Origin of the sequence: Thermoflavimicrobium daqui, assembly GCF_003313465.1 — a bacterium.
In the GTDB taxonomy this organism is placed as follows: Bacteria; Bacillota; Bacilli; order Thermoactinomycetales; family Thermoactinomycetaceae; genus Thermoflavimicrobium; species Thermoflavimicrobium daqui.
Genome location: NZ_KZ845675.1, coordinates 1 through 24204, shown reverse-complemented (window position 1 = coordinate 24204; position 24204 = coordinate 1). Strand labels below are relative to the sequence as shown.

Here is a 24204-nt window from a genome sequence, read left to right as displayed (position 1 = left end):
ACCTATTCCCCTCCTGTAAATACGAATCCTTGATCTCCTGAAACGATCTGTCCGATGTGATAAGCTTTTTCGCCTAATTCTGAGGCAGCTTGAATGACTTCCTCGACTTCACTTTCAGATACAACGAATACCATTCCAATCCCCATATTGAATATCCGATACATCTCTTGCCGAGATACCTGTCCTTTTTCGGCAAGAAAACGAAAGATAGGTGGGACTTCCCATGAATGCATATCGACCTGAGCCATTAAGCCAGCAGGTAAGATCCGGGGGACATTTTCGACTAACCCACCCCCAGTAATATGCGCTCCACCTTTTATCGTAAAGCATTTTTGTAAAGCTAAAAACGAGCGGACATAAATCCGTGTCGGTGTAAGAAGTTCTTCCTCCCATGTCGATTCACTACCCGGTACTCGCTCTTTGAAGTCAACGGATGAGTCCGATAAGAGTACCTTTCTTACCAATGAAAAGCCATTACTATGAAGTCCATTGGATGCTAGTCCAATCAATTGATCTCCTACTCGAATATCTTTTCGTGGCAATATCTGATCTCGCTCAACCACACCAACACAAAATCCAGCTAGATCATATTCCTGATCTTGATACATTCCTGGCATCTCTGCTGTTTCTCCGCCCAGTAATGCACAGCCTGCTTGCTCGCAACCATCCGCAATTCCTTTTACAATCATTTCTGCCTGTTTAGGATCTAGGTGTCCAGTGGCTAAATAGTCAAGGAAAAAAAGCGGTTCCGCTCCTTGTACGACAATATCATTGACACACATCGCAACACAGTCGATCCCAATCGTATCATGGCGATCCAAAGCAAACGCAATTTTCAGCTTAGTTCCTACACCATCGGTGGCTGATACTAATACCGGCTGATCATAACTTTGAAGTGCAAATAATCCAGCAAAACCACCTACATCTCCTATAACTTCTGGACGAACAGTTCGCTTGACATGTTTACGAATTCGCTGTACCATCTCGTTTCCTGCATCAATATCTACCCCTGCTGCCTTATATGCCTCGCTCATCGTTCTCCTCCTAACACCATCGGATACTGATTTTCTTCTTCGATTAAAGTCGGATACTGTTCTGTAAAGCAAGCAAGACAGTGCCCTCGATTTTTTTCATTTTCAGGGCGACCAATCGCTTCTAACATGCCTTCAACACTTAGGAATGATAAACTATCAGCTCCTAGAATTTTACACATTTCATCCAGCGAATGATTTGCGGCGATTAATGCTTTTTTATCTGCAATATCTATTCCATAAAAACAAGGACCAATCACAGGTGGAGAGCTTACTCGTATATGGACTTCGATTGCCCCAGCCTCACGCAATAGATTAACAATACGGCGACTGGTGGTACCACGAACAATCGAATCATCAACCATGACCACTCGTTTACCAGCTACCACTTCACGTACAGCATTTAGCTTCATCCGTACACCTTGCTCTCGTAACTCTTGTGTTGGTTGGATAAAAGTGCGACCTACATAACGATTCTTAATTAACCCTAATTCGTAGGGAATTTGTGCGGCTTCGGCAAAACCGATCGCAGCCGAAATACTTGAATCAGGAACACCAGTAACTACATCTGCCTCTACAGGAGCTTCTTCATATAGCTTTTTCCCTAACCGTTTACGTGCTTGATGGATATTAATCCCACCCAGATCACTATCAGGTCGCGCAAAATAAATATATTCAAAGGAGCAGATCGACCTGGGTTGTGGCTTTGTAAAATGAGTAGAAACCATCCCTTCACGATTTAACACCAAAAGTTCACCCGGTTGAATTTCACGGATAAACTTAGCTCCAACTACCTCAAAAGCACAAGTTTCAGAGGAAAAAATATATGCATCTTCTAACATCCCAAGCGAAAGAGGACGCAATCCATGTGGATCTAAAGCCACGATCAATTCCTGATTGGTCAAAATCAACAATGCATAGGCTCCAACAACTCGATTTAATGCTTCTTTTACTTGTTTTTGAAGTGTCTCTTTCTGTGAACGAGCCATAAAATGAGCGATGACTTCAGTATCTGTGGTGGTTTGTAAAATGGAGCCTGTTGTCTCTAACTCTCTCCGTAGCCGTACAGCATTAACCAAATTTCCATTGGTCGCTATGGCTAATTCCCCTTGAGCTTGGTTAAAGACGAGCGGCTGTGCATTCTTAAGACCTGTTCCACCTGTTGTCGAATAACGTACATGGCCAATCGCTATTTGTCCAGTCAATCGTTCGAGCTGGTCATTTTGAAATACTTCTGTGACCAATCCCATCCCACGATGAACTCGAAACTGTTCACCATCTGTGGTTACAATACCAGCACTTTCTTGACCACGATGCTGTAAAGCGTGTAAGCCATAATAAGTGAGACGGGCTGCTTCAGGGTGACCAAACACAGCAAAGACACCACATTCCTCATTTAATTGGTCGAGGTCAAAGATGGACTCATCGCGCATGGAATGGCCTCCTCATACTTTCGGGTTAATTCCTGTACGGATTCATGAATGACGGATTCTCCATTGATACAAATACGCATTTCTGGAACTTCGATTACTTCACCGAGATGAGTACACTTCACTCCCATATCTTCAGCCAATGCAATCAAATGCCAAGCCTGATTCTCAGGTACACTTAGTAAAATACGAGACTGGCTTTCACTAAATAAATAGGTTAACGCTGATAGCTGGGTTTTTGCCGTAACATTGGCTCCTAATCCGCCCGCGATACAGGATTCTGCTAAGGACATAGCCAGTCCACCTTCTGCTAGATCATGAGCTGAGTGAACGAAGCCATGACGAATCGCATGCAATACTACCTGCTGTACTTTCTTTTCTTTCTCAAGGTCAAGCACAGGAGGACGACCGCTTATTTTTCCTGTCACCAAACTTTGTAGCTCACTACCACCTAACTCAGCCAATGTTTCACCTAGCAGTAGAATGACATCACCTGCTTGTTTAAACGATTGAGTCATGATATGCTTGCGGCTGGTAATTAACCCTACCATACCGACCACTGGAGTTGGATAAATGGCTTGCCCTTTCGTCTCGTTGTATAAACTCACATTCCCACCAACAACAGGGGTATTTAGTTCTTGACAAGCCTCACTCATTCCTTGAATCGCTCCAGCTAACTGCCAGTATACTTCTGGTTTTTCGGGACTACCAAAATTCAAACAGTCGGTTAAACCGAGTGGCTCCGCCCCTGTACAGACGACATTTCGGGCTGCTTCAGCCACAGCAATTCGACCACCTTGGACTGGATCCAAATAAACATATCGAGCATTACCATCCGTACTCATCGCTAAAGCTTTATCTGTGCCACGAATTGCGATTACTGCAGCATCAGAACCTGGACATACGGCTGTACTTGCCTGAACCATATGGTCGTACTGTTGATATATCCAACGTTTACTTGCTAGATTGACAGAGGAAACAACCTGATGTAATCCTACTTGTGGATCGATATGTTGAAGTTGTTCTTCTGGACAAACTGATTCATTTTCTCTATAATAATCCGGTACTTTTTGTGCTTGTACATAGCAAGGAGCAGCATCAACGAGTGTGCGAAGAGGGATATCGGCTACTAGCTCACCTTGGAAAAATAAACGATAGCGATCTCCTTCGCTTACTCGTCCGATGACTGCTGAGGTTAAGCCCCATTTATCACAAATCGCTTGAACTTCGCTTTCTCTCCCTTGTTCCACAACGAGAAGCATACGCTCTTGCGATTCAGAGAGCATAATTTCATATGGAGTCATACCTTGTTCACGCCTCGGAACCAGATCTAAATTTAGGTCCATACCATATCCACCTTTAGCGGCCATCTCCGCACTGGAACAGGTAAGTCCGGCTGCTCCCATATCTTGAATACCAAGCAATAAATCCTTTTGCTCAACCATTTCCATACAAGCTTCTAAAAGCAGCTTCTCCATAAATGGGTCGCCAACTTGAACAGCAGGTCTTTTGCTTTCCGAGGTCTCATTTAACTCTTCAGAAGCAAACGTAGCACCATGAATCCCATCACGTCCTGTCCTTGCCCCCACATAAATCACCGGATTTCCAACACCCTGAGCTACTCCTTTTTGGAGTTCATCATGCTTCAAAAGCCCTACACACATGGCATTAACCAATGGGTTTCCTTCATAAGATGGATCAAATACCACTTCTCCACCAACCGTAGGAATTCCCATACAGTTTCCGTAATGAGCAATACCTGCTACCACTTGTTCAAATAAATAGCGGACACGTGCGGACGACTTTAAATCTCCAAAGCGGAGCGAGTTTAAAAGTGCAATCGGTCTTGCTCCCATCGAAAAGACATCACGAATAATTCCGCCCACTCCTGTCGCTGCTCCTTGAAATGGCTCAACTGCTGAGGGGTGGTTATGGCTTTCAATCTTAAAGACGACCGCTTGCTCATCGCCAATATCGATCACCCCTGCTCCTTCACCAGGTCCTTGTAAAACACGGGATCCCTGTGTAGGGAATTGTTTAAGTAGTGTTTTCGAATTCTTATAGCTACAATGTTCAGACCACATCACACTATAGATCCCCAATTCGGTCCAAGTGGGTAAGCGTTTCAGATGATGAATGATTTGTTCATACTCTTCCGACTTCAGTCCAAGCTCTTTATATAGGGTTTGTTCACGAATCATCTCAGGCGTAGGTTCATTGGGTAAGCTGATCACTTTTTGTTTAAGCTGCACCATTATTCTCCTTCCAATATTGAAGCATCGAAGTAAACAACTTGACTCCATCGGTAGACCCCATCCAATCGAAGATGGCTCGCTCTGGATGTGGCATCATCCCTAATACATTTCTTCTCTCATTACAAATCCCTGCAATATAATCGATGGATCCATTCGGGTTTTCACCTGCATAGCGGAAGATAATCTGTCCCTTTTGCTGTAGTTCCTGTAAAGTCTCCTCATCACAGTAATAGTTGCCTTCAATATGGGCAATCGGGATTCGAATCTGCTCCCCTTGACTAAAGCCAAGCGTAAAGGGAGTTTGGGTATTTTCTACAGATAAACGAGATATACTACATCTGAATTGTAGATGATCATTTCTTCGCATCGCTCCAGGTAATAATCCTGTTTCCAGTAAAATCTGGAATCCATTACAAATACCTAGCACTAATTTACCTTGGTCGGCCGCTTCACGGATCCCTTCCATGATGGGAGACTGTGCTGCAAGTGCACCTGTTCGTAAATAATCTCCATATGAAAAGCCACCAGGTATGATGATTGCGTCAAATTTTTTCAAATCGGAATCCTGATGCCAAACTGCTGTAACAGGTTGATCTAATACATCCTCAATCGCATGAATCGTGTCACGGTCACAATTAGAACCGGGGAAAATGGGAACAGCAAAGTGCATTAGGAAACCTCCTCCAGCTCATATCGGTAATTTTCCATCACTGGATTAGCAAGTAGCTTTTCACACATCATCTGGACTTGTGCTTCTGCTTGCTTGCGATCCACTTGATCCAAAAATACCTCTAATCGCTTTCCAATCCGTACTTCATGCACATTCTCTAACCCCAGCGAATGTAAAGAATTTTTCACTGCTACTCCCTGTGGATCCAGCACACTTTCTTTTAAAGTGACAAAAATAGTCGCTTTAAACATCTTCATTTCCTCCCAATCGTAATAAGATTTCTTGATATGCATCAGTGACTTGTCCTAAGTCCTTGCGAAAGCGATCTTTATCTAATATTTCACCTGACTGCTTATCCCAAAAGCGACAAGTATCTGGTGAGATCTCATCGGCTAATAGGATCTTTCCATCCAAAGAACCAAATTCTAACTTAAAATCAACAAGAATAATATGTTGCTGCTCAGCCCACTCATTGAGAAGCAGATTCACCTGTTTAGCGATTTTTTTCATTTCCATCAATTGCTCTTCGGTTGCTAGCTCAAGTACAGCAATATGATCCTGATTGAGAAGGGGATCTCCCAATTCATCCTGTTTATAGTAAAACTCGATGATAGGCTGGCTTAGCTTAAACCCCTCTGACAACCCTATACGTTTGATTAGTGAACCCGCTACTCGATTACGTACCACCACCTCCAAAGGAATCATGTTCATTTTTTTTACTAATTGTTCTGTCGGAGAAATCACCTTGATAAAGTGGTTTGGTATACCTCGTTCCGCTAGATATTGGAAAAACTTCGCTGTAATGCGATTATTCAGCTCACCTTTCCCTTCTAGCTTTGCTTTTTTCTCTCCATTAAAAGCGGTGGCATCATCTTTATATTTCACACGTAATACGTTTGGGTCTTCTGTCGTAAATAACTGTTTTGCTTTTCCCTCATATAAGAGTTGCTCCATTTCCCCCACCCTTTTACGTTTTGATTTTGCTAGCTCACCGTTTAAATTATTGACATTTCCTAAGTTACGCTTAGGTCTTATTCAAGACCTAAGCGTGTAAAGATGGTATCTACTTGTTTTAAATGGTATTGATAATTGAAACAATCCTCGATTTCTGCTGAGCTTAATGTGCTAGAGATCCATTCATCTGCTTCTACCAATGGTCTAAATTGCCGCTGTTCTTCCCAGGCTTTCATCGCTAAACGTTGTACACGATCATAGGCTTCTTCACGCTTTAGCCCTTTATCAATAAGGCTAAGTAAAACACGTTGTGAATAAATAAGACCAAATGTCCGATCCATATTGCGTTTCATATTCTCAGGGAAAACAGTTAGCTCTCTTACAATACCTGCAAAACGATTTAACATATAGTTCAGCAAAATAGTAGCATCAGGTAAAATAACGCGCTCAACAGAAGAATGAGAAATATCCCGTTCATGCCATAGAGGAACATTTTCATAGGCTGACATCATGTAACCACGAATGACTCGTGATAATCCTGTAATATTTTCAGAACCAATCGGGTTACGTTTATGTGGCATTGCTGAAGAGCCTTTTTGTCCTTTTTTAAATGATTCCTCTACCTCACGAACTTCGCTCTTCTGTAGTCCTCGAATTTCAATAGCAAACTTCTCAAGTGAAGTTGCGATTAAAGCTAACGTAGATAAATAAGCTGCATGGCGATCACGTTGTAAAGTCTGGGTTGAAATAGGTGATGGCTCCAAACCAAGCTTTTCACAAACATATTTTTCTACAAATGGATCAATATTTGCGTAGGTTCCTACAGCTCCAGAGATTTTACCTACACGTACTGTCTCGATCGCTTGTAACAACCGCTCGCGATTCCGTTTCATTTCGGCATACCAAAGTGCCATCTTTAAGCCAAAGGTTGTTGGCTCTGCATGTACACCATGGGTACGTCCCATCATAACGGTATACTTATGCTCAATCGCTTTATTTTTTAAAATCTCGATAAAACGATCCACATCTTGGAGTAGAATTTCATTTGCCTGCTTCATGAGATAAGATAAAGCTGTATCTACGACATCAGTGGAAGTTAAACCATAATGCACCCATTTCGACTCAGAACCCAATGTTTCAGCAACAGCTCGAGTAAAAGCAACCACATCATGACGGGTTTCTTGTTCAATTTCATGAATTCTTTCAACATTGATTTTCGCATTTTGCCGAATAAGGGATACATCTTCTTTAGGAATTACTCCTAACTCTGCCCATGCCTCACAAGCAAGAATTTCTACTTCTAACCACGCTTTAAAACGATTTTCCTCTGTCCAGATCGCGGTCATCTCCGGACGCGAATAACGTTGTATCATACTAATTTCCAACTCCTTCTCGTACGGTTGATTTAGCTATAATCGCCTGTTTTTCTGCTTCTGTCAATGAGGACCAAATGGGTAATTGATCAGCAATATTTAACGCTTCTGATAAGGTTTCAGCGAGTATGGTCATATGCCCCATTTTCCTTCCTCGTTTCGCTTCTGTTTTTCCATACCAATGTACTTTGCCTTGAGAAGGTAGACGCCCCATTTCGGCTTGGAATTTCTGAACATGTTCCCCCAAAATATTCACCATCACCGCCGTGGGTGAAATTAACTGAGGTGATTGCAAAGGTAAACCACATACTGCTCGGATCAACTGTTCAAATTGTGAAGTAACACAAGCATCAAGCGTATAATGTCCAGAATTATGAGGACGTGGAGCTAACTCATTCACCCATAGTCTTCCATCTTGTAATAAAAACATTTCTACTGCGATTAAACCGACTATTTGAAGCTGCTCAGCCACCTGGATGGCTAAACGCTTTGCATGGACAAACGACTCGGCTTCCATTGGTCCTGGTGCAATTGTCATATGCAAAATATGGTGACGATGAAGATTGACAACAGGTGGAAATGCTTCGATATCCCCTTCACTATTTCGGGCAACTACAACTGATACTTCTTTAATAAAGGGGACAAATTGCTCATAGATCAATGAATGATTCTCAGTAAATATCGTTTGTGGTAACCTTTTTACATCTTCCCAAGCATGGATACGCCATTGCCCTTTTCCATCATAACCTCCTGTCGCTGTTTTTAACACTCCAGGGATCCCCACTTCTTGGATCGCAGCTTGTAAGTCTTCCTGTGAATGAACAGCACGATATGGCGCGATCGGAATGTTTGCAGATGCTAATGCTTGCTTTTCCTTAAGACGATGCTGAGTGATCGATAAGAGACGACTCCCTTGCGGGACAGGCTTTAGGTTCTCTATCAATCGAACGAGATGAGGATCGATATTTTCAAATTCATAAAGGATCACATCCGATTTCTGGGCAAGCTTATGAGCAGCTTCTTGATCATCATATCTCGCAACAATATGTTCATCTGCTACTTGGCTAGCGGGACAGTCTTCTGCTGGGTCCATCGTTACAAAGCGATAACCAAGCTTTTTCCCCTCTAAAATGGCCATTCTTCCTAGCTGCCCACCACCTAAAATGCCAATGGTTTGGCCTGGTGACCAATGATTTTGTCTCTGCTTCATTTAAAGATCACTTTCCTTTAGTACTCGTTCTCGAATCGTTTCACGACGCACTTTTAGCTTCTGACGAATTGCTGAATCTTTGATGCCTAAAATTTCCGCTGCCAATAATCCGGCATTCACTGCGCCTGCATCACCTATTGCTACCGTTGCCACAGGTACGCCTCCTGGCATCTGTACAATCGAAAGCAAAGAGTCCAATCCATTTAAAGCAGAAGAACGAATCGGAACTCCAATCACTGGTAAAAGGGTCTTCGCCGCTACCATACCTGGTAAATGTGCTGCTCCTCCAGCTCCAGCAATGATGACATCAATTCCTCTTTCTTCAGCTTCTTCGGCAAATCGGTACATTTCATCTGGAGTGCGGTGAGCTGAAACTACTTTTTTTTCATAAGGAATATTAAGTTCGTTTAATACTTCACATGTTTTTTTCATGGTTGGCCAGTCCGAAGTGCTTCCCATTATTACACTCACTTTTACTTTTTCCATATTGCTTTGCTCCTTATATGGATCTTCAATTTATTTAAGTGAGGTTACATTCTAAAAAAATCCGTTTATCGCTTCCCCACTCACTCCCGTAGCCTTATCAGTCCATATAGTTTCTAAGAATAAAAATAGCCTAAACAGCCCTTTCCCCAGATTAAATCCGCATAAAACAGATACCCCTGAGAAAAACCACTGTTTAGGCAATGAAAAGCTGTTGCCATAAGTAAACTAATTGGAACCTTGATCCCCAAAAGACAAAATTCCATGATTTGCAACATACTTCATTTCGCACCTAAACAAGACTTTTCTCATAGTCAGGAAATTTACGGTTTCCCGGTAGAAACACTCAGGCCATATCCCCAAGCATATATGAGAAATCCTTTTTCAACCATAGTGTAACAGTGTCGCCATATAGAGTCAACATAAATACGAACGTTTTTTCACCAATACATTAAAAAGGTTCGCATTTAACGATTATCCTAGTTAAAATATTTATTGATAGTCTAAAAAACTAACCTGAATGTATTATCAAGTTAGTTTTTACAATATGATAATAGCTCTATGAACTATCCCTATCGCTAAAATTAATAAGATTCGTACAGTTTTTCGGTAACTTAACAACATCAATCCATCGAGCTACAAATTTCAATAAAGTGACCATCTGGATCAGCAACATAGGCTACTGTTTGCCCCCATGGCTTCATTACCGGTTCCATTAAGATCGGTACCCCTTGACTACGTAGATCTTCAATTACTGCTTTTACATCTTCTACCACAAATCCAACTTCAAATGTCTGTGATAAAGAATGCGAACTAGACACTTGTAAACCTGTTAATTCTTGTACACTCTTTCGACTATTCAAAGCTAAAATCGTAGCTCCCGTACGAAGCTCAATGTATGTACCATGTTCACCACGAATAGGTAAGCCTAAGCAATCACGATAAAACTCCTTTGACTTTTCTACATCCTTCACATAGAGAATGATATAACGCATCGACATCTTCACGGTAACACACTTCCTATCCCAACAGAATATTAAGAATATTATTGTATCATTCCATTATAGATAAGGGCAATACTCCTAATCGTTACCTTAAGGAACTACTTTATCAATAGTGTTGATATGCAAGACTGAGAGCATATTTTCGCCACTGTCTGATGATGGCTACGAGCGATAAGTCCTATCTATTTTTAGTAAATCGACGCTACAGATACTTTGTAAATATTTTTATATAAATACTTGACTAACAATTTTCACAAAGGGTATTATATAAACATATTAAACATAAATATTTATTAAGTTTGCCGAGGTGATTGATATGTATAATCCTTATGAAATAGAGGAACTCGCAAAAATCAGAGAATATGAACTAAGAAGAGAAGTACAAAGGGATACACGATTGAAAGAGGATAAAAACCAATGGAAATTCAAGGACTATTTGAAACACATCTTCATGTAGCAGATCTAAAACGCTCTGCTGCTTTCTACGAAGATATATTGGGATTAGAACTCGCATTTGTAAGCCCTCGTCAGGTTCGGTTTTATTGGGTTGGTGGCAAAGGACAGGCTATGCTAGGACTATGGCAAAAAGAGCCTAGTCAAATTCAGCGGCAACACTTTGCCTTTCGTATTTCACCCACATATATGGAGCAAGCGATTCATCATTTAAAGACTCACGGTATTCCCGTACACAACTTTTTAGCAGATGGAACCGATCGTCCCTTTGTTTTTGCTTGGATGCCTGCTGTATCGATCTACTTTGCAGATCCAGATGGTCACTCTCTTGAATTTATCTCTATGCTTCCAGATCCTCCTAAACCTGAATTAGGAGAAAAAGTATTTGCTTGGGACAAATAGGAAGCCTCGCATGGGCGAAAGAAAGATAGTTAGTGAAAAAGAAGAATAACTCCATCGGGAATGACTCTCGATTTATTTATATCATCTTAGCCAATATTTTCTCTTCGATCGGAAGTGGGATCACTTCCCTTACGATCTCCTGGCTTATTGTTCAACAACCTGATGGGGCTCAAGTTTATGGCTATACTTTTATCGGAGTGACCCTTACTTCATTTTTCTTATCACCTTATATCGGTTCCATCATTGATAAATATCCGCGAAAGAATTTTTTGCTATTTTCGCAGATATGGGGATTTAGTTTTGTATTAGCTTTAGCTTTCATCGCTCATAGCCAAGATAGTCTAACAATTTGGCAGCTCGTTATTCTTCAAGTTGTGGGCTCTCTGTATTGGAACTTTGTCTTCCCAGGAATCTTCGCTTTTGTTCACGAGATTTTTCAACCTGATCAATATCAAAAGCTAAATAGCGTATTAGAAGTACAAAACCAAGTTGCTTCCATGTTAAGTGCTGGGATCGCAGGTTTAATCATGACACATATACATGTTTCCACTATTTTATTTATCAATGCTATGACTTACTTGATTGGATTCTTCCTCTTTTTAGCAATTCCTTATACTAAGCAAAATCAAAAAAATAGAAACCAAAAAGTTCACTACTTAGAAAGTATGAAAGAAGGATTTATTTATCTGCGGAAAATGCCTTGGATCTCTTTATTTTTTATTTGCACCTTATCACCGTTTATTGTGATAATGATAGGGAATTACCTAGATCCAATTCATGTACTACATACATTAAAGGCAAATCCAAGCGCCCTAGGAACGGCTTCAGCTCTTTATGCGATTGGAGCTATCTTTTCAGGTATTTTTATAACCAAGTGGATGAAAAAACGGGGATCACATACGACTATTTTATGTACAGTAATTATTTCTCTGTTCTCAACCCTATGCATAGCACTTTCCCCTCATCTTTCCCTTTTTTATCTTGCCGCTTTAGGGAAAGGAATTGGTAATGCAGGTACGCGCATCTGTCGAAATACAATGATGATGGAAATGGTTCCTAACCATATCATAGGGCGCATTAGAAGCTGTATTGACGGAGTTGGATTAGGAATTCGAGTCATGTCTGTTTCTATATTTACCACTCTAATGGGCACCATAGGCACACGCGGTTCCTATTTCACTTTAAGTATTTTCCTTCTTTTCTCAGGGATTATCATCTATCTAAGTAAGTCAGCTATTGATTTTGCTATCTACAAGCGGACGAAGAAAGAATCGATTTCTTCTTTGTAAAGAGAGGAACGAAACAATAAATTTCAAATAAGTTAAAATAGTCTTGAATTATATCGGTTACTACCAACTTTTGTCCAATTATCTATACATAGAAACATCTAAGAGTTGAACTCTTAGATGTTTCTGTTCCTAGAGAAAAAGAGACTTTACACACAAGTATCGATCATTTCGTATAGGGATTATCCATGAATGGCGGTTTTCCTTTTTCATTTGACTTACATAACCTATACAAAGTTATTCAATCAGAAAAGGAAACTCTAGTTTGGCAGCCTCAAAAACATAGGAATTATCTATTGTTATTACCTTAGTCATCCCATTCTTCTTCAAAACCAGCAAACCAACTTAAGGCATGAAGACGTTCATATAAAATAAAAGAGTCCAAATGAATGAGTAGCTCTTTTCCTTCCTCTTCGGCTTCCGACATTGCCCAATAAACCCGATAATGTATATCAATCTGATCTAATATCTCAGATAAAGGACGTAATTTCGCTTGGGTAACAAAGGCATGGACAGATTCCCCTAAAGCTGGCATAAACTCACGGATTTCTGAGCCATCAATCTTCTCTTGAGGTAAACCAAGATAATCCACTTTTCCCAAGCACCAAAGTAATATCCATAAAGCTTCAACACGCCATGTTAAAATATTGGATCGCAACGCTTTTAGTGCCCAGGATTTTTCACCAGCATCTTTACCTGAAGTTGGAATCGAAAAAATTTCTTGCTCTCTTGGGCTTAATGAATCCCATAATCCTTCATCAATCGTCCATTGTACGATCTTTTCTGGTTCTTCATAAAAAATAACACCTAATAGGTTATATAGTGCTAACGCTCGTTTCGCTACATCTTGCGCCGAACGAGCTTGAATATCCGCCTCGCTGGGTAATACTGGAAAAGATGGATTTACTATTAAGCCAGATTGTAGTAACTTCTCTTCTGAACGTTGCTTTCTTAGTAATTGATACTTAGTCACAGTCATAGAATTAAAAATCCTTTCTATTATGTATCTTAATTTATAGACACAGCTGCACAGTCTTCTCCACTCATTCGTTCCTCATACCAATTGAGATAACTTAAAGATAAATGAGCAGCCAATGAATTATACCATAAAATTTAGAATATATGTTCCTGTAATTGGAATAAATCGCACTTTTTCGTGTCATATGATATCTTTTAGATATAAAGATCGCTTCAGAAAGTTGCTTAAAGTAGCTTTTCTAGAATAAAAAAACAATCCCATCTTTCTGATCGAAAGGGGCTATTTATGACGATCCATTCCTATCATGCAAAATTGATAACAGGCGAAGAAAAAGCCTTAGCCGACTTTGTTGGACAAGTCGTCCTCATTGTTAATACAGCCAGTAAATGTGGCTTTACACCACAATATAAAGAACTTCAAACATTATATGAAAAATATCATCAACAAGGCTTTGTCATTCTCGCCTTTCCTTGTGACCAATTTCGAAATCAAGAATTTACTGAGCATGACCAAATTGCTGAGTTTTGCCAAGTGAATTATCGTGTTTCATTTCCACTTTTTCAAAAGGTTGATGTCAAAGGTAAACATGCACATCCATTATTTCAGTATCTTACAGAAAATACCTCTGGTTTTCTTACCAAAACGATCAAATGGAACTTTACCAAATTCTTAGTAAACCAAAAAGGTCACGTTATAAAACGCTATGGTCCACCAACAAAACCCAGCGAAATTGAAAAAGATATTGTAGCTCTGCTAAAAGACTAACCAAAATAAAAAGAAGACACATTTCTTCGATGAAAAAGTCTTCTTTTTATTTATATAAACTTAGATTGCTTTTATATTAATTAAAAAGATACAACACCCATAGATTGACTGATTTACCCCCTAAATATATACTATTTATAACAGCATTTTTTCAATCTTATAAAACATATTAATATATATATAACTAACTTCATTCATATTGGAGGTGTTTGTTATGCTATGGACTATTCGATATAAAGATTCAGACAACCAATGTAAATATTGTGGAAAAGAGCTTACTGAAAACAATGGAACAAAAGTATGTCCAGAATGTGATTATTGATTTGATAAATATTTAGGAGTAAGGAAGTGATTAGATTATCACAATCAATCATCTTAACCCTAAATATCCTCTTTTAAAAAATTCATCCAACCCTTTAAAATACCGTTTAATAATATAAATCCTATTAATATAAAGGAATAACATATAGCTAAATCGATGCCCTGCTACACCTAGGAATTAGATGCGAGCCGTTTTTGTCTAGGATTAAATTCAAAAAACGATAAGCATTAAACCTCTAAGAAAGGGAAATGATATGCAAAGAGCATGGCATTACTTGCAAGAAAAATGGATAAGCTGGTTAATCCGTCTCCTTCTGATCGGTTTGCTAATGTTATTAGTTTATTATGGTTCTAAGCTTTGGATGCAATATGCTCACTCAGAGGCTTTCAAGGGTGAAGTGAATGCAGCTATTATCACTGGAGTTGTAGGTATTGTTACTTTAATTGGAACAACGATCTTTAATGGAATCTTAAGTGGCCGTTCTCAACATATTACTATTCGTGATGAAATCTTAAAAAGAAGAATAGAGGTTTACCATCAACTGCTTGACAATAGTCGAAAAGTTCATCAGGCGTTTGATAAGTTTTTAGTTAAAGACCCCTCAGTTACTAATAAGCAAGCAGTTCAAGACGCCCTTCTCGAATTTGATAACGTATTTCAGTTCAACCGTTTTTGCCTTTCTAAGAGAGTTGAAGCAGAAATTCGTTCCTATCGTTCCTTCTGTCAAAGCTTTCTTAAAATGTTAGATTACTACACTGTTAAAGATTTTGACCTTCACCTCCAACGTATGAACTTCCATTCAGACAAAGTCATCCTCACCTCTACCTTATCCCAAACCATCTTTGATTACCATCAGAACCTCTTTTTAATTGTACAAGCAGAACTAGGCTTAAAGTCCATTGATAAAGCGATTGATCGCTTACGTGATTCTTAATCACATAATGATAAACGGGGAAGTATCACGTATAAATACGCAAAGCTTCCCCGTTTCGAAACACCAAAAAGCCTCCTATATCGATGGCTTTTTATCGTGGATAAGTTGTTTTTGCCATAGGCATATCATATTTTTGTTCGGCAGGATTCCAAAAGTGATTTTTCTTTATGCGTTTATCCGAAATCAAGAAGTAGTCATAAAAAGGCTTTTGTTCATCTGTAGGTCCAATCGGATCATCAAAAGTGGCATCCATATGGTACCAATTCCCTTTGACTTTAACTAAATTCCAAGCATGCCCAATCGGTTTTCCTCCATTAAAATCTGAAATCGCCTTTCCAGTCACAATATGTGCGTCTATTCCTGCTTGTTTTAACATTTTAAAGGCTAGCATACTATATCCATAACATGCTGACTCCCCATCAAACAATGCAGAATAAGCTGTATTACTCTCACGTCCATTGTCTCTAAGTACATATTTTACATGGTTGACTATATAATCATGGATCGTTTTTACCTTTTGATACTCTGTCATATCTGGTTCAATTAACTTATCCACAATTTGTTCCACTTTTTCATCTACAGCATCCGTTTCTTCTTTACTCTCCCGATATACGATCTCATCAAACTGAAGGATTACCTCTTCATTCCATTCCGAATATGTCCATTTACAAGTATATTTTTCGATGACATGTTCTAGATATTCGTGTTCACGTAAAGCATGATCAAGCATCTTTCTAAATTGGCGGTCAAATTCTTCTGTCATTTTTTCTCGTTTTTCTGCAGCTTTTAATCCTTTGTATTTAGCCATCGTTTGCGAGTCAACCTGATATTTTACAGTAAATGAAGGATCTCTATTTTGAATATGTTTGGCAATCGTTGTCGGAATATCCTCTTTTTCCATAGCAGATCCTTGTTTTTCATGAAAGCTTTGTATCTGTTTTACAGCACTTTGGATAGTCGGAAGTGTTTGATGGATTTCTGACCACAACGGTCGAAAAAGCCATAAACCTAGTACGACCATCCCTAAACACAAAACAAAAGTTAAGAGCTTTCGCATGTTTTCTCTCCCTTAAATACTTATCCGGTTCTACTTATTTTTACTATATCAAAACTAAACCCTCTTTAATATAAATAAAAATTGAATGGTTAAATTTCCTAACATACGATTTTCATTCCAAATATATAAGTAACTTATCCCCTCCCCACTCCCCTTAATTACAAAGACGATTGATACCTATCTTTCCATTATCACGCCTTATAGAAAGTCCATTTAGACTCAAATATCTTTTTCCTAATTCCATGATTGCGAGTTGGTCACCTAATGCAGCTGCTTGTAATAAGGGATCATTTTCTTTCATTTGTATTGTTTCAGCAACTTGTGTCTCTTTGCTAAATAAGTGATCTACCTCAAAATGTTTGACTTTCATTGCTTTTCTTAACCAATATTCCCCAGTACTATTCCACTTTTCTTTATTTCGGCCTCTATTTTCTGTAAACAAATAGTACTTAACTAGTTGAGTCATCGCTTTGAACTCCCCGTGATGTGCAGCTTTTTCAAGCCACATTAACCCTTCTTGTCTATCTTGCAGGAACCCTTTTCCGTGCAGATATCGCTCAGCCAAGTTTAGCATGGCTTGACTACTTCCCAACTTTGCCGCATGAATCAACCATTTTTTCCCTTCCTCTGATGACGGTGAAAAATCAATTCCATCTATCAGTCGGTTCCCTAACTCCAAACTTGCTTGCTTATCTCCCAAAATAGCTGCCTGCTTTAACAAACTCTTCCCCTTTGCCAAGTCTCTCTTTACTTCTTTTCCTCGTATATAGTACAAACCAATCGTACGTATCAAATTTTTTAGATTTAATTCAATAGCCCTTTGTAACCATTTTTGTGCTTCTCGCTCATCTTTTTCTAATCCTTTACCATCCAATAATCGTAAAACTAGCAAATCAATAGCCTGAGGATCATTTTGTTCTGAGGCATGGATCAACCACTTTTTAGCTTTCCCACTATCTTTAGCTAATCCTTTTCCCTTTAGATAGCGAATTCCCAATTCAAAAGCAGCGGCCCGACTCCCTCTCTCTGCTGCCATCTCTACCCATGCGAATCCTTCTTTCATTTCATCTCTACTTAAAAAATACTTTCCTACTTCGAACATCGCTTCACTATCATCTAAACTAGCTGCCTGTTCTAACCATTTTTTTGCTTTCTCCAAATGAAGAGGTAAGTGATTACCGATCATATACTGTTTACCCAAGATTCTCATAGCTAGTGTTTCATTATAACTGGCTGCTTTCTCAAGCCATTTTCTACCGGTTTCACGATCTTGTATCACACCACTTCCACTTAACAATAGCTCTCCCCAATATACCATCGCTAATGGGTTCTCTTGGTGAAGTGCTTGTGCTAGTAAAGTGATCCCTTGATTTGGATTGGATGATAGCCCTGCACCGATGATCAGCCTTTTTCCTAACTCGGCTTTAGCAATAAGACAACCAGATTCAACTGCTTTTCGTAACATTTTTTCTCCTAATGGGGGGTCATTTAAAATTCCCTTACCATCGATAAATCGTTTCCCAAGCTGTACTAAACGTTCCAGACACCCCCATGTTTCTCCCCATTCTAGTCCATTTAGTGTACTCTCCATCTTCGCTTTTCTGATCCACTTCAAACCCTTATTCATATCTTGCTTCAAAAAAATACCATCGATTAAAATTTGCCCTAGCTCATACATCGCTTGAATATGGCCTAATTGGACAGCCTGAGCTAGCCAATTCTCCCCTTCTTTCGTTCTGCCATTTTGAATCAAATAGATACCCAAAAGACATTTGGCTTCTATATCATTTAATTCTATGGCTTGGCGTAACCATGATTCACCTTCGGTAACATTTTTTTTAACACGCATTCCTTCCAAATATAATGCTCCTAGGCTCTTAATGGCTGGTAAATAATAAGCCTCTGCTGCTTTTCGTATCCAATATTCCCCCTCTTGCCAACATTCCATATCCCCTTGTGATAATAGTTGAATTCCTAGCTCGTACATGGCAGGAACATAACCTGACTGAATCACCAACTGTAAGCCAACCTTATTCACTCCTGTGAAACGCCCTAAAGAACGCCAACCTTTTTGAATTAACTCATAGATCCATGTATAAGCACCCGCTTGCACCTTTTGTTCTATCCAACGTAAAACGATTTTTCTTCCCCTAGGATCTCGCTCTTTTCGTTCCTCTGTCCAATACATTAAAAATTGAATGATGAGATGATCAGCTTCCTGCTTTTCTAACTGCCGATCCAATTGTTCAAGCCAACTTAGCAACTTCTCACAAGCATACTCGGTATCTTCCAAGTGCTCCCTGATTTGCGATGGACGATCATATACTTGTTCTTGCACAATTCTACCAATTGATTCATCCCATTCCTCTAAGAGACCAATTAAGGTAGGTCTATCTATTTCCCATCCACACCATGTCAAATAAGCTTGAAGAACATCTACTGGAACAGGGTCAGTAGGGACAAAAAAATGTAAAAACAGCTGAGCATCACAAAAAATAGACTTTTCTTCGTATATTTTCCATTTATGCTCATATGGAGTTATTGTTTTGTTTGCTACATGATCTTGAACGAGACGATCCAGATTCCAATGATAAACGGATCGATTTTGAAGTAACCATTTTTCTGTTAAACTAAACGATTGTGTAAATAATAGTGCTGTTACTCCCATTGGTAGAAACTCTGGTAATATCTCTAATTTATCTATATTTAAATCAAACTTCTCTATATGGTCTAATAACAAAAAAAGCTCTCCTCTTTCTTTAACAACTCTCTCCAATGTAAAATAGATGACTTCCTTCCAAGATTCAATAGAAAGATCTAACTCCAAAAAAGAGAGTGGTAGAGGCTGGACCAATAATGTGTTAGCTTGACCGATAATCGATAATGCCAGATCAAAAACATGTTCTGTATTCCTACAATCATGAAAAATTACTTCAGGGAGCCAAGGTGCGACATTTAACACTTCTTTTGCCTTACTTCCTCTTATTTCTATAGCATTTTTATATTCACTCATCCATTTTTTACATAATGATGATTTTCCTATTTCTCGCTTGCCGGTTAAAAGAATATATTTTCCAAATGTGCTATCTAAATCAAGTTGTTGTAGCTCTTTATTAAATAAATACGTATCCATTAAAGCTCTTTTTTCTTCTGATTGTGGAAAGCTCTGTAATATACATTTGATTTTATCATAGGAAAATTCACGAACAATGAGGAAACGCAATTGATGATAAATGCGCTGCTGATGAACAAATAGGGGAGCCAATAGAATTGCAAGAGTAGCAGGAATTAATAATCCTTCCCATTCAGGTGGAATCCCCGCTGGATGGTGTAAAATACGGTTACGTATCACTCGCGCCATATAAATAAGTCGATGAATAGGATCATGTGTCACTCCCGTCTGACTCTCTTTTTCTGTCAGTAAACCCAAATAGCTAATCATATAGTAAAGCCCTACTCGTTCATCCTTCATCTCTTCACGTCGCTCAGGATAAATGATTTGGAAAATAGCCTTTAACCAAATCTCCACTTTCCCAAGCAGAGATTTTGCCATATAAAAACGCTGTTCAGGATTAACCTTAATTAAGTCACTTAAAAAATCACGAAATGTCTTTAATTCGTAAAAGTAGGGGTCATCCTCACAAAAAATTAATAATCGATCTCCCAAAAGCAATACTTCTTTCCATTTATCTTTACTCCAAGCAAATCGCTTGCTTTCTGTAAAATAAGGACCGACTGATTCCCAAAAAAAATTAGCTCCTTGATCAAATGGTAGAAACTGTAGGTTCATATCATCACCTCAATCGATTAATCAGTCCCATTTTTAATACTTGAATCGCTGAGCCATTCCCCATTTCTGCTGCCTTATTAATCCAAAATAAACCCCTTTCAATATTTCTGGGTAGCCCCATTCCAAATAAATAACGCTTCCCTAGCGAATACATCGCCGAGGTATCCCCTTCCTCTGCTGCCTGTTCTAACCAAGCTATCCCCTTATCTGAATTTTTAGGTAAATATTCCCCATCTAAGTAACCGTTTCCTAAATCATTCATCGCTTGCGATAGGCCAGCATAAGCCGCCTTTTCCAACCATTTCTCCCCTTCTTCCAAATTTTGCGGTAGACCATTACCTCGTAAATAACGCCTCCCTAGTTCGTACATGGCTTGTTTTTGCCCCGTTTCTATCCAGCGATGGAGTAACTCAAGTCCTCGATTTATATCTTGAATCTCCCTTGGTGAATCTATATAAAATCGAATCAATTCTTGTAAACAATGCGTATTTTTAAGTGCTGCTTTTTCTAGCCATAGTAACCCGTCTTCAATCCTTGGAATGACATAAGTCCCCTTTAGTAAATGTTTCCCCAGTTGAAGCATCATCATTTCATTACCTGTATTAGCGCCCCTTTTTAACCATTTTTCACCTCTTTGCCAATCCCTTTTGACCCCATTTCCTGTAAAATAACGTTTCACTAATTGAATCATGGCATCTGTACTTCCTGCACTTGCTGCTCTTTCAAGCCAAGTTACCCCAGCTTCAGGATTTCGTGATAGATATTTCCCTTCAATCATATACTGTCCCATTGCGATCATGGCATGAACTTCTCCCGCTTCAGCCGCTCTTTTTAACCATTTTTCTCCTTCTTTATTATTGTTCTTAAATAAAAACGTACTCAAACGATACATCGCTCGAGGACATCCTAACTTAGTTGCTTTATTGAACCAGTATTTTGCCTCTATGATCTCTTTTTTTACAGTATATAAGTAGTCTCCTAAATTACTCATGGCACGAGCAAACCCTTGATCTGCTGCTTTTCGTAACCATTCTTCTCCTTGTTGTTCATCTTGTTCAATACCATCTCCACGAATCAAACGCATTCCCAAATGATTCATAGCTTGTACATCTTTTGCTTCAGCGGCCATCCGAATCAAACTTTCCCCATGATTCGAATCCTGTGACACATGAATCCCTTTTAAATAATAAGTCCCTAATTGATTCATCGCTGGTGGATAATAGGCTTCAGCTGACAATGTTAAACAATAGAAGACAAGGTCATCGACTTCAGTTTTTCCTTTTTGATTCACACTTGCAATTTGATATAAGAGTTTAAATTGCTTTTTTCTACCCAAGTTGGTTATCAATTTAGTGATAACTTTCCTTACAGAATGAATGTGCATCTCCCTTTGCTCAATACATTTCCTGACAAACAAAAGAATGGCTTCACTCACTTCTTCTTGTTCTATCTCTTCAGTGGTTAGCCTCATAAACCAATTAGCAACTTGCTCAACCGAGCGACAGAAATCAAGCTGACTATAATGTTTTTTCCGTAAATAATTGATAAAAGCGGTTAAATAAAGTTGAAAAGGTCGGTCTGGGTATTGGACGGTTAATTGTTCTTTCACTGAGTCTAAAATATGCTTAATTTCTATAAGTTCTTTTTGAAATCCTCTAAAGCTTAGATAAGAATTGATTTGCGAGAGTGAAAGGTGGGCAGGATAGATAGTAAGAAGGAGCTGTTTTATTTCCTTTAATATAATTTTCGCTTCATTGGGGAAGAAAGATGGAGACCATTGTTTCATTAAGTTTCCAAATAAATACTTTTCTGATGATTCTGGGTGATAAAAAAAACAATTAGGTTGATTTTTTCTACGTAAAAATTCCATGATCTGCTTCGGCCAGCCTCTTGTTTCTTCCCATAAAAAGTCTACTTCATGATCCTCTTCCTCTAAACCTATAATTGCAGCTGTTTCTTTTTTTGAGAGTTCAGTAAGGTGAATCGTGTAGCTTCTTCGCTCCTTCGTTAGCCAATCACCTAGCATACTATGCATTTGGGTCGTTACAAGAATCGTAACTCCTGCCGGAAGTTCTTCAGGGAAAATTGCTAACCAAGAAGGGTCAGAAATAACTGGGTCAATCCCATCCAAAATCACAAGGATATTACCACGCTCTTTGGTTAGCTGTCTTAAAACTGTGAGCCATTTCTTTTTTTGCTCATAGATATCAACTCCTAATGGATCACTATCCATTAGCGGGATCGTTTCCAACAATAATGTATTAGCTTGCATGGTTAAGCAACGAATCATCTGGGCTGGAGATATCGATCTATTGCCCATAAAAAAAAGGGAGCTAGGTAACCAAGGGGCAAATTCTTGATCTTTTCCATGATGGATTCTCCAATAATTGATAGGTAATATGTCTTCAGTTAATTGACAACAGAGTGCTGTCTTACCTATGCCGGCAACTCCAGTAACGAGGATATACATTCCATGATTTCTCTTCTTTTCATAAACGATCTCTTTAACTTCTTGAATAGCATCTTCACGTCCTTGAAAGAAACGAAGATGCTCCTTCCTCTCTCTTTTCATTTTTAGAAATACATGAAATAGCTCATCCCACTGCAAATCACGAACAGTAAGAGTGGACAAACTTGCTTGAAGGGCTTCATATTTTTTATATAACGGGGCAAGAATTACTATCAAAGTTGCTGGAAGCATCAGCTGATTCCAATCTTTCGGTGGCGAACACGGGTAATGGGTTTGACGGTTCCGTATTAGTCGGGCAATCATCATTAATTTTTTAACATCACAGCTTGACTCTTCCCTGGCTAGGTCAATCTCTATTTCGCTATATAACTCATCATTGGTAAGCAGTTGTAATTTATGATACAGCATAGCAAGTGATCCATTCTCTGTAACTCCTGCTAGTTCATTCTGTTCCCCTTGATGGATGAAGTAATAAATAGTTTTCAGCCAGATCTCCAGTTTAGCCAAAACTCTTTCTATATTCGCGTGGGTTCTTCCTGACTTGGTATAAATTCGTGATAAAAACCAAAAAAAGTCATGTATCTCTTTTAAGTTGGGGTGATACTTACAAGCTTGTACAACACGGTCTCCCAATAATAAAATCGAGTCAAGTTGTGACAATAATCCTTTATATTGATGATCGTCGATCAAATATTCAGTCAAATACTTCTCAAATACTTCCTTCCCTGATCTAAAAATATGATTCAGATCTGTCAAAGAGATCCCTCACTTTAAATTTTAAAAAAGTATAGTTCCACCATTAATAAAAATACCCGTTTTTCCTCTCGTATCAAACATATTTTCATGTGGGCAATAATAAGCAGCGAAATTTTTACTTCGCTTATCTTGTTGTCGAAATTCATACCTGATGATCCCCTAAAGAGAATCATGTATATGTGTCCAAACGCCAGTGGAGTGTTATATCAAACAATAGTAGGGATAAATTGGCGAAATCGGACACATTGAATCAGGAATCTTCTAGACATAAGGATTTCTTCTATATTTTAGTAACAGTACATACCAAAAAGCCATCCAGAAAAACTGGATGGCTTTTTGGTATGCCTGGCAACGACCTACTCTCCCAGGGGTCTGCACCCCAAGTACCATCGGCGCAGAAGGGCTTAACTGTCGTGTTCGGGATGGGAACGAGTGGAACCCCTTCGCTATAATCACCAGACGTTTCCCGGAATCTGCGATTCTGGGACAATATTGAGATGTGTGAATCACACACCTTGAAAATTAGAAAGGAAATGAAGTCAGAGTGAGAGTAAGTAGGTTAAGCCCTCGACCGATTCGT

General features: G+C 39.1%; 18 protein-coding genes, 1 rRNA gene and 1 riboswitch. Of the genes, 4 read left to right on the top strand and 15 right to left on the bottom strand.

Translation table 11 applies throughout. The features are described from left to right. Nucleotides 1–2: 2 nt before the first annotated feature. The 10 genes from purM to DL897_RS15975 all read right to left on the bottom strand — a co-directional run bounded on the left by purM (nt 3) and on the right by DL897_RS15975 (nt 10413). Entirely contained in the window at nt 3–1034 is a 1032-nt protein-coding gene (gene purM / locus DL897_RS16020) for a phosphoribosylformylglycinamidine cyclo-ligase (RefSeq protein ID WP_113660137.1), read from the bottom strand. Continuing rightward, entirely contained in the window at nt 1031–2464 is a 1434-nt protein-coding gene (gene purF, locus DL897_RS16015) for an amidophosphoribosyltransferase (protein WP_113660136.1), read from the bottom strand. The genes purM and purF overlap by 4 nt, the downstream gene beginning before the upstream one ends. Beyond that, complete coding sequence (purL, locus tag DL897_RS16010) at nt 2428–4716, bottom strand: phosphoribosylformylglycinamidine synthase subunit PurL (RefSeq protein ID WP_113660135.1); 2289 nt, start codon at nt 4714–4716, stop codon at nt 2428–2430. Before purL ends, purF begins: the two co-directional genes overlap by 37 nt. Further along, nucleotides 4703–5386, bottom strand: a complete 684-nt coding sequence (purQ, locus tag DL897_RS16005; RefSeq protein ID WP_113660134.1) for a phosphoribosylformylglycinamidine synthase subunit PurQ — start codon at nt 5384–5386, stop codon at nt 4703–4705. The genes purL and purQ overlap by 14 nt, the downstream gene beginning before the upstream one ends. After that, nucleotides 5386–5637: a phosphoribosylformylglycinamidine synthase subunit PurS gene (gene purS / locus DL897_RS16000; RefSeq protein ID WP_113660133.1), complete on the bottom strand. Its 252-nt coding sequence runs from the start codon at nt 5635–5637 to the stop codon at nt 5386–5388. Before purS ends, purQ begins: the two co-directional genes overlap by 1 nt. Then, a complete protein-coding gene (gene purC, locus DL897_RS15995; protein ID WP_113660132.1) occupies nt 5630–6340 on the bottom strand; it encodes a phosphoribosylaminoimidazolesuccinocarboxamide synthase in 711 nt (236 codons plus the stop codon). Before purC ends, purS begins: the two co-directional genes overlap by 8 nt. A 77-nt stretch (nt 6341–6417) precedes the next feature. Next, nucleotides 6418–7713, bottom strand: a complete 1296-nt coding sequence (purB, locus tag DL897_RS15990) for an adenylosuccinate lyase (protein WP_113660131.1) — start codon at nt 7711–7713, stop codon at nt 6418–6420. Nucleotide 7714: 1 nt separating this feature from the next. Continuing rightward, nucleotides 7715–8923 (bottom strand): 5-(carboxyamino)imidazole ribonucleotide synthase, encoded by a 1209-nt coding sequence (gene purK / locus DL897_RS15985; RefSeq protein ID WP_113660130.1) that lies wholly within the window; start codon nt 8921–8923, stop codon nt 7715–7717. Further along, nucleotides 8924–9409 (bottom strand): 5-(carboxyamino)imidazole ribonucleotide mutase, encoded by a 486-nt coding sequence (purE, locus tag DL897_RS15980; protein ID WP_113660129.1) that lies wholly within the window; start codon nt 9407–9409, stop codon nt 8924–8926. A gap of 288 nt (nt 9410–9697) precedes the next feature. Then, nucleotides 9698–9799: riboswitch (purine riboswitch) on the bottom strand. Between the two features lie 230 nt (nt 9800–10029). Then, entirely contained in the window at nt 10030–10413 is a 384-nt protein-coding gene (locus DL897_RS15975) for a VOC family protein (RefSeq protein ID WP_113660128.1), read from the bottom strand. Between the two features lie 414 nt (nt 10414–10827). Between DL897_RS15975 and DL897_RS15970 the strand changes: the two genes are divergently transcribed. Both DL897_RS15970 and DL897_RS15965 read left to right on the top strand, forming a co-directional pair. After that, nucleotides 10828–11265, top strand: a complete 438-nt coding sequence (locus tag DL897_RS15970; protein WP_113660127.1) for a VOC family protein — start codon at nt 10828–10830, stop codon at nt 11263–11265. Between the two features lie 32 nt (nt 11266–11297). Further along, nucleotides 11298–12554 (top strand): MFS transporter, encoded by a 1257-nt coding sequence (locus DL897_RS15965; RefSeq protein ID WP_113660126.1) that lies wholly within the window; start codon nt 11298–11300, stop codon nt 12552–12554. 304 nt (nt 12555–12858) lie between these two features. Here the strand turns inward: DL897_RS15965 and DL897_RS15960 are convergent, their stop codons facing one another. Further along, entirely contained in the window at nt 12859–13530 is a 672-nt protein-coding gene (locus DL897_RS15960; RefSeq protein WP_113660125.1) for a DUF4272 domain-containing protein, read from the bottom strand. A 285-nt stretch (nt 13531–13815) separates the two neighbouring features. On the opposite strand from DL897_RS15960, the gene DL897_RS15955 reads away from it, so the two are divergent. Then, nucleotides 13816–14295 (top strand): glutathione peroxidase, encoded by a 480-nt coding sequence (locus tag DL897_RS15955; RefSeq protein WP_113660124.1) that lies wholly within the window; start codon nt 13816–13818, stop codon nt 14293–14295. A gap of 575 nt (nt 14296–14870) precedes the next feature. Further along, nucleotides 14871–15551, top strand: a complete 681-nt coding sequence (locus DL897_RS15950) for a hypothetical protein (RefSeq protein ID WP_113660123.1) — start codon at nt 14871–14873, stop codon at nt 15549–15551. Nucleotides 15552–15642: 91 nt separating this feature from the next. On the opposite strand, the gene DL897_RS15945 is transcribed toward DL897_RS15950, so the two are convergent. The 4 genes from DL897_RS15945 to rrf all read right to left on the bottom strand — a co-directional run bounded on the left by DL897_RS15945 (nt 15643) and on the right by rrf (nt 24084). Next, nucleotides 15643–16608: a transglutaminase domain-containing protein gene (locus tag DL897_RS15945; protein ID WP_113660122.1), complete on the bottom strand. Its 966-nt coding sequence runs from the start codon at nt 16606–16608 to the stop codon at nt 15643–15645. Nucleotides 16609–16762: 154 nt separating this feature from the next. Further along, complete coding sequence (locus DL897_RS15940) at nt 16763–20398, bottom strand: tetratricopeptide repeat protein (RefSeq protein ID WP_113660121.1); 3636 nt, start codon at nt 20396–20398, stop codon at nt 16763–16765. 4 nt (nt 20399–20402) lie between these two features. Next, complete coding sequence (locus DL897_RS15935) at nt 20403–23624, bottom strand: NACHT domain-containing protein (RefSeq protein WP_113660120.1); 3222 nt, start codon at nt 23622–23624, stop codon at nt 20403–20405. A 343-nt stretch (nt 23625–23967) separates the two neighbouring features. Then, nucleotides 23968–24084: ribosomal RNA gene (gene rrf / locus DL897_RS15930) — 5S ribosomal RNA — on the bottom strand. Between the last annotated feature and the right edge of the window lie 120 nt (nt 24085–24204).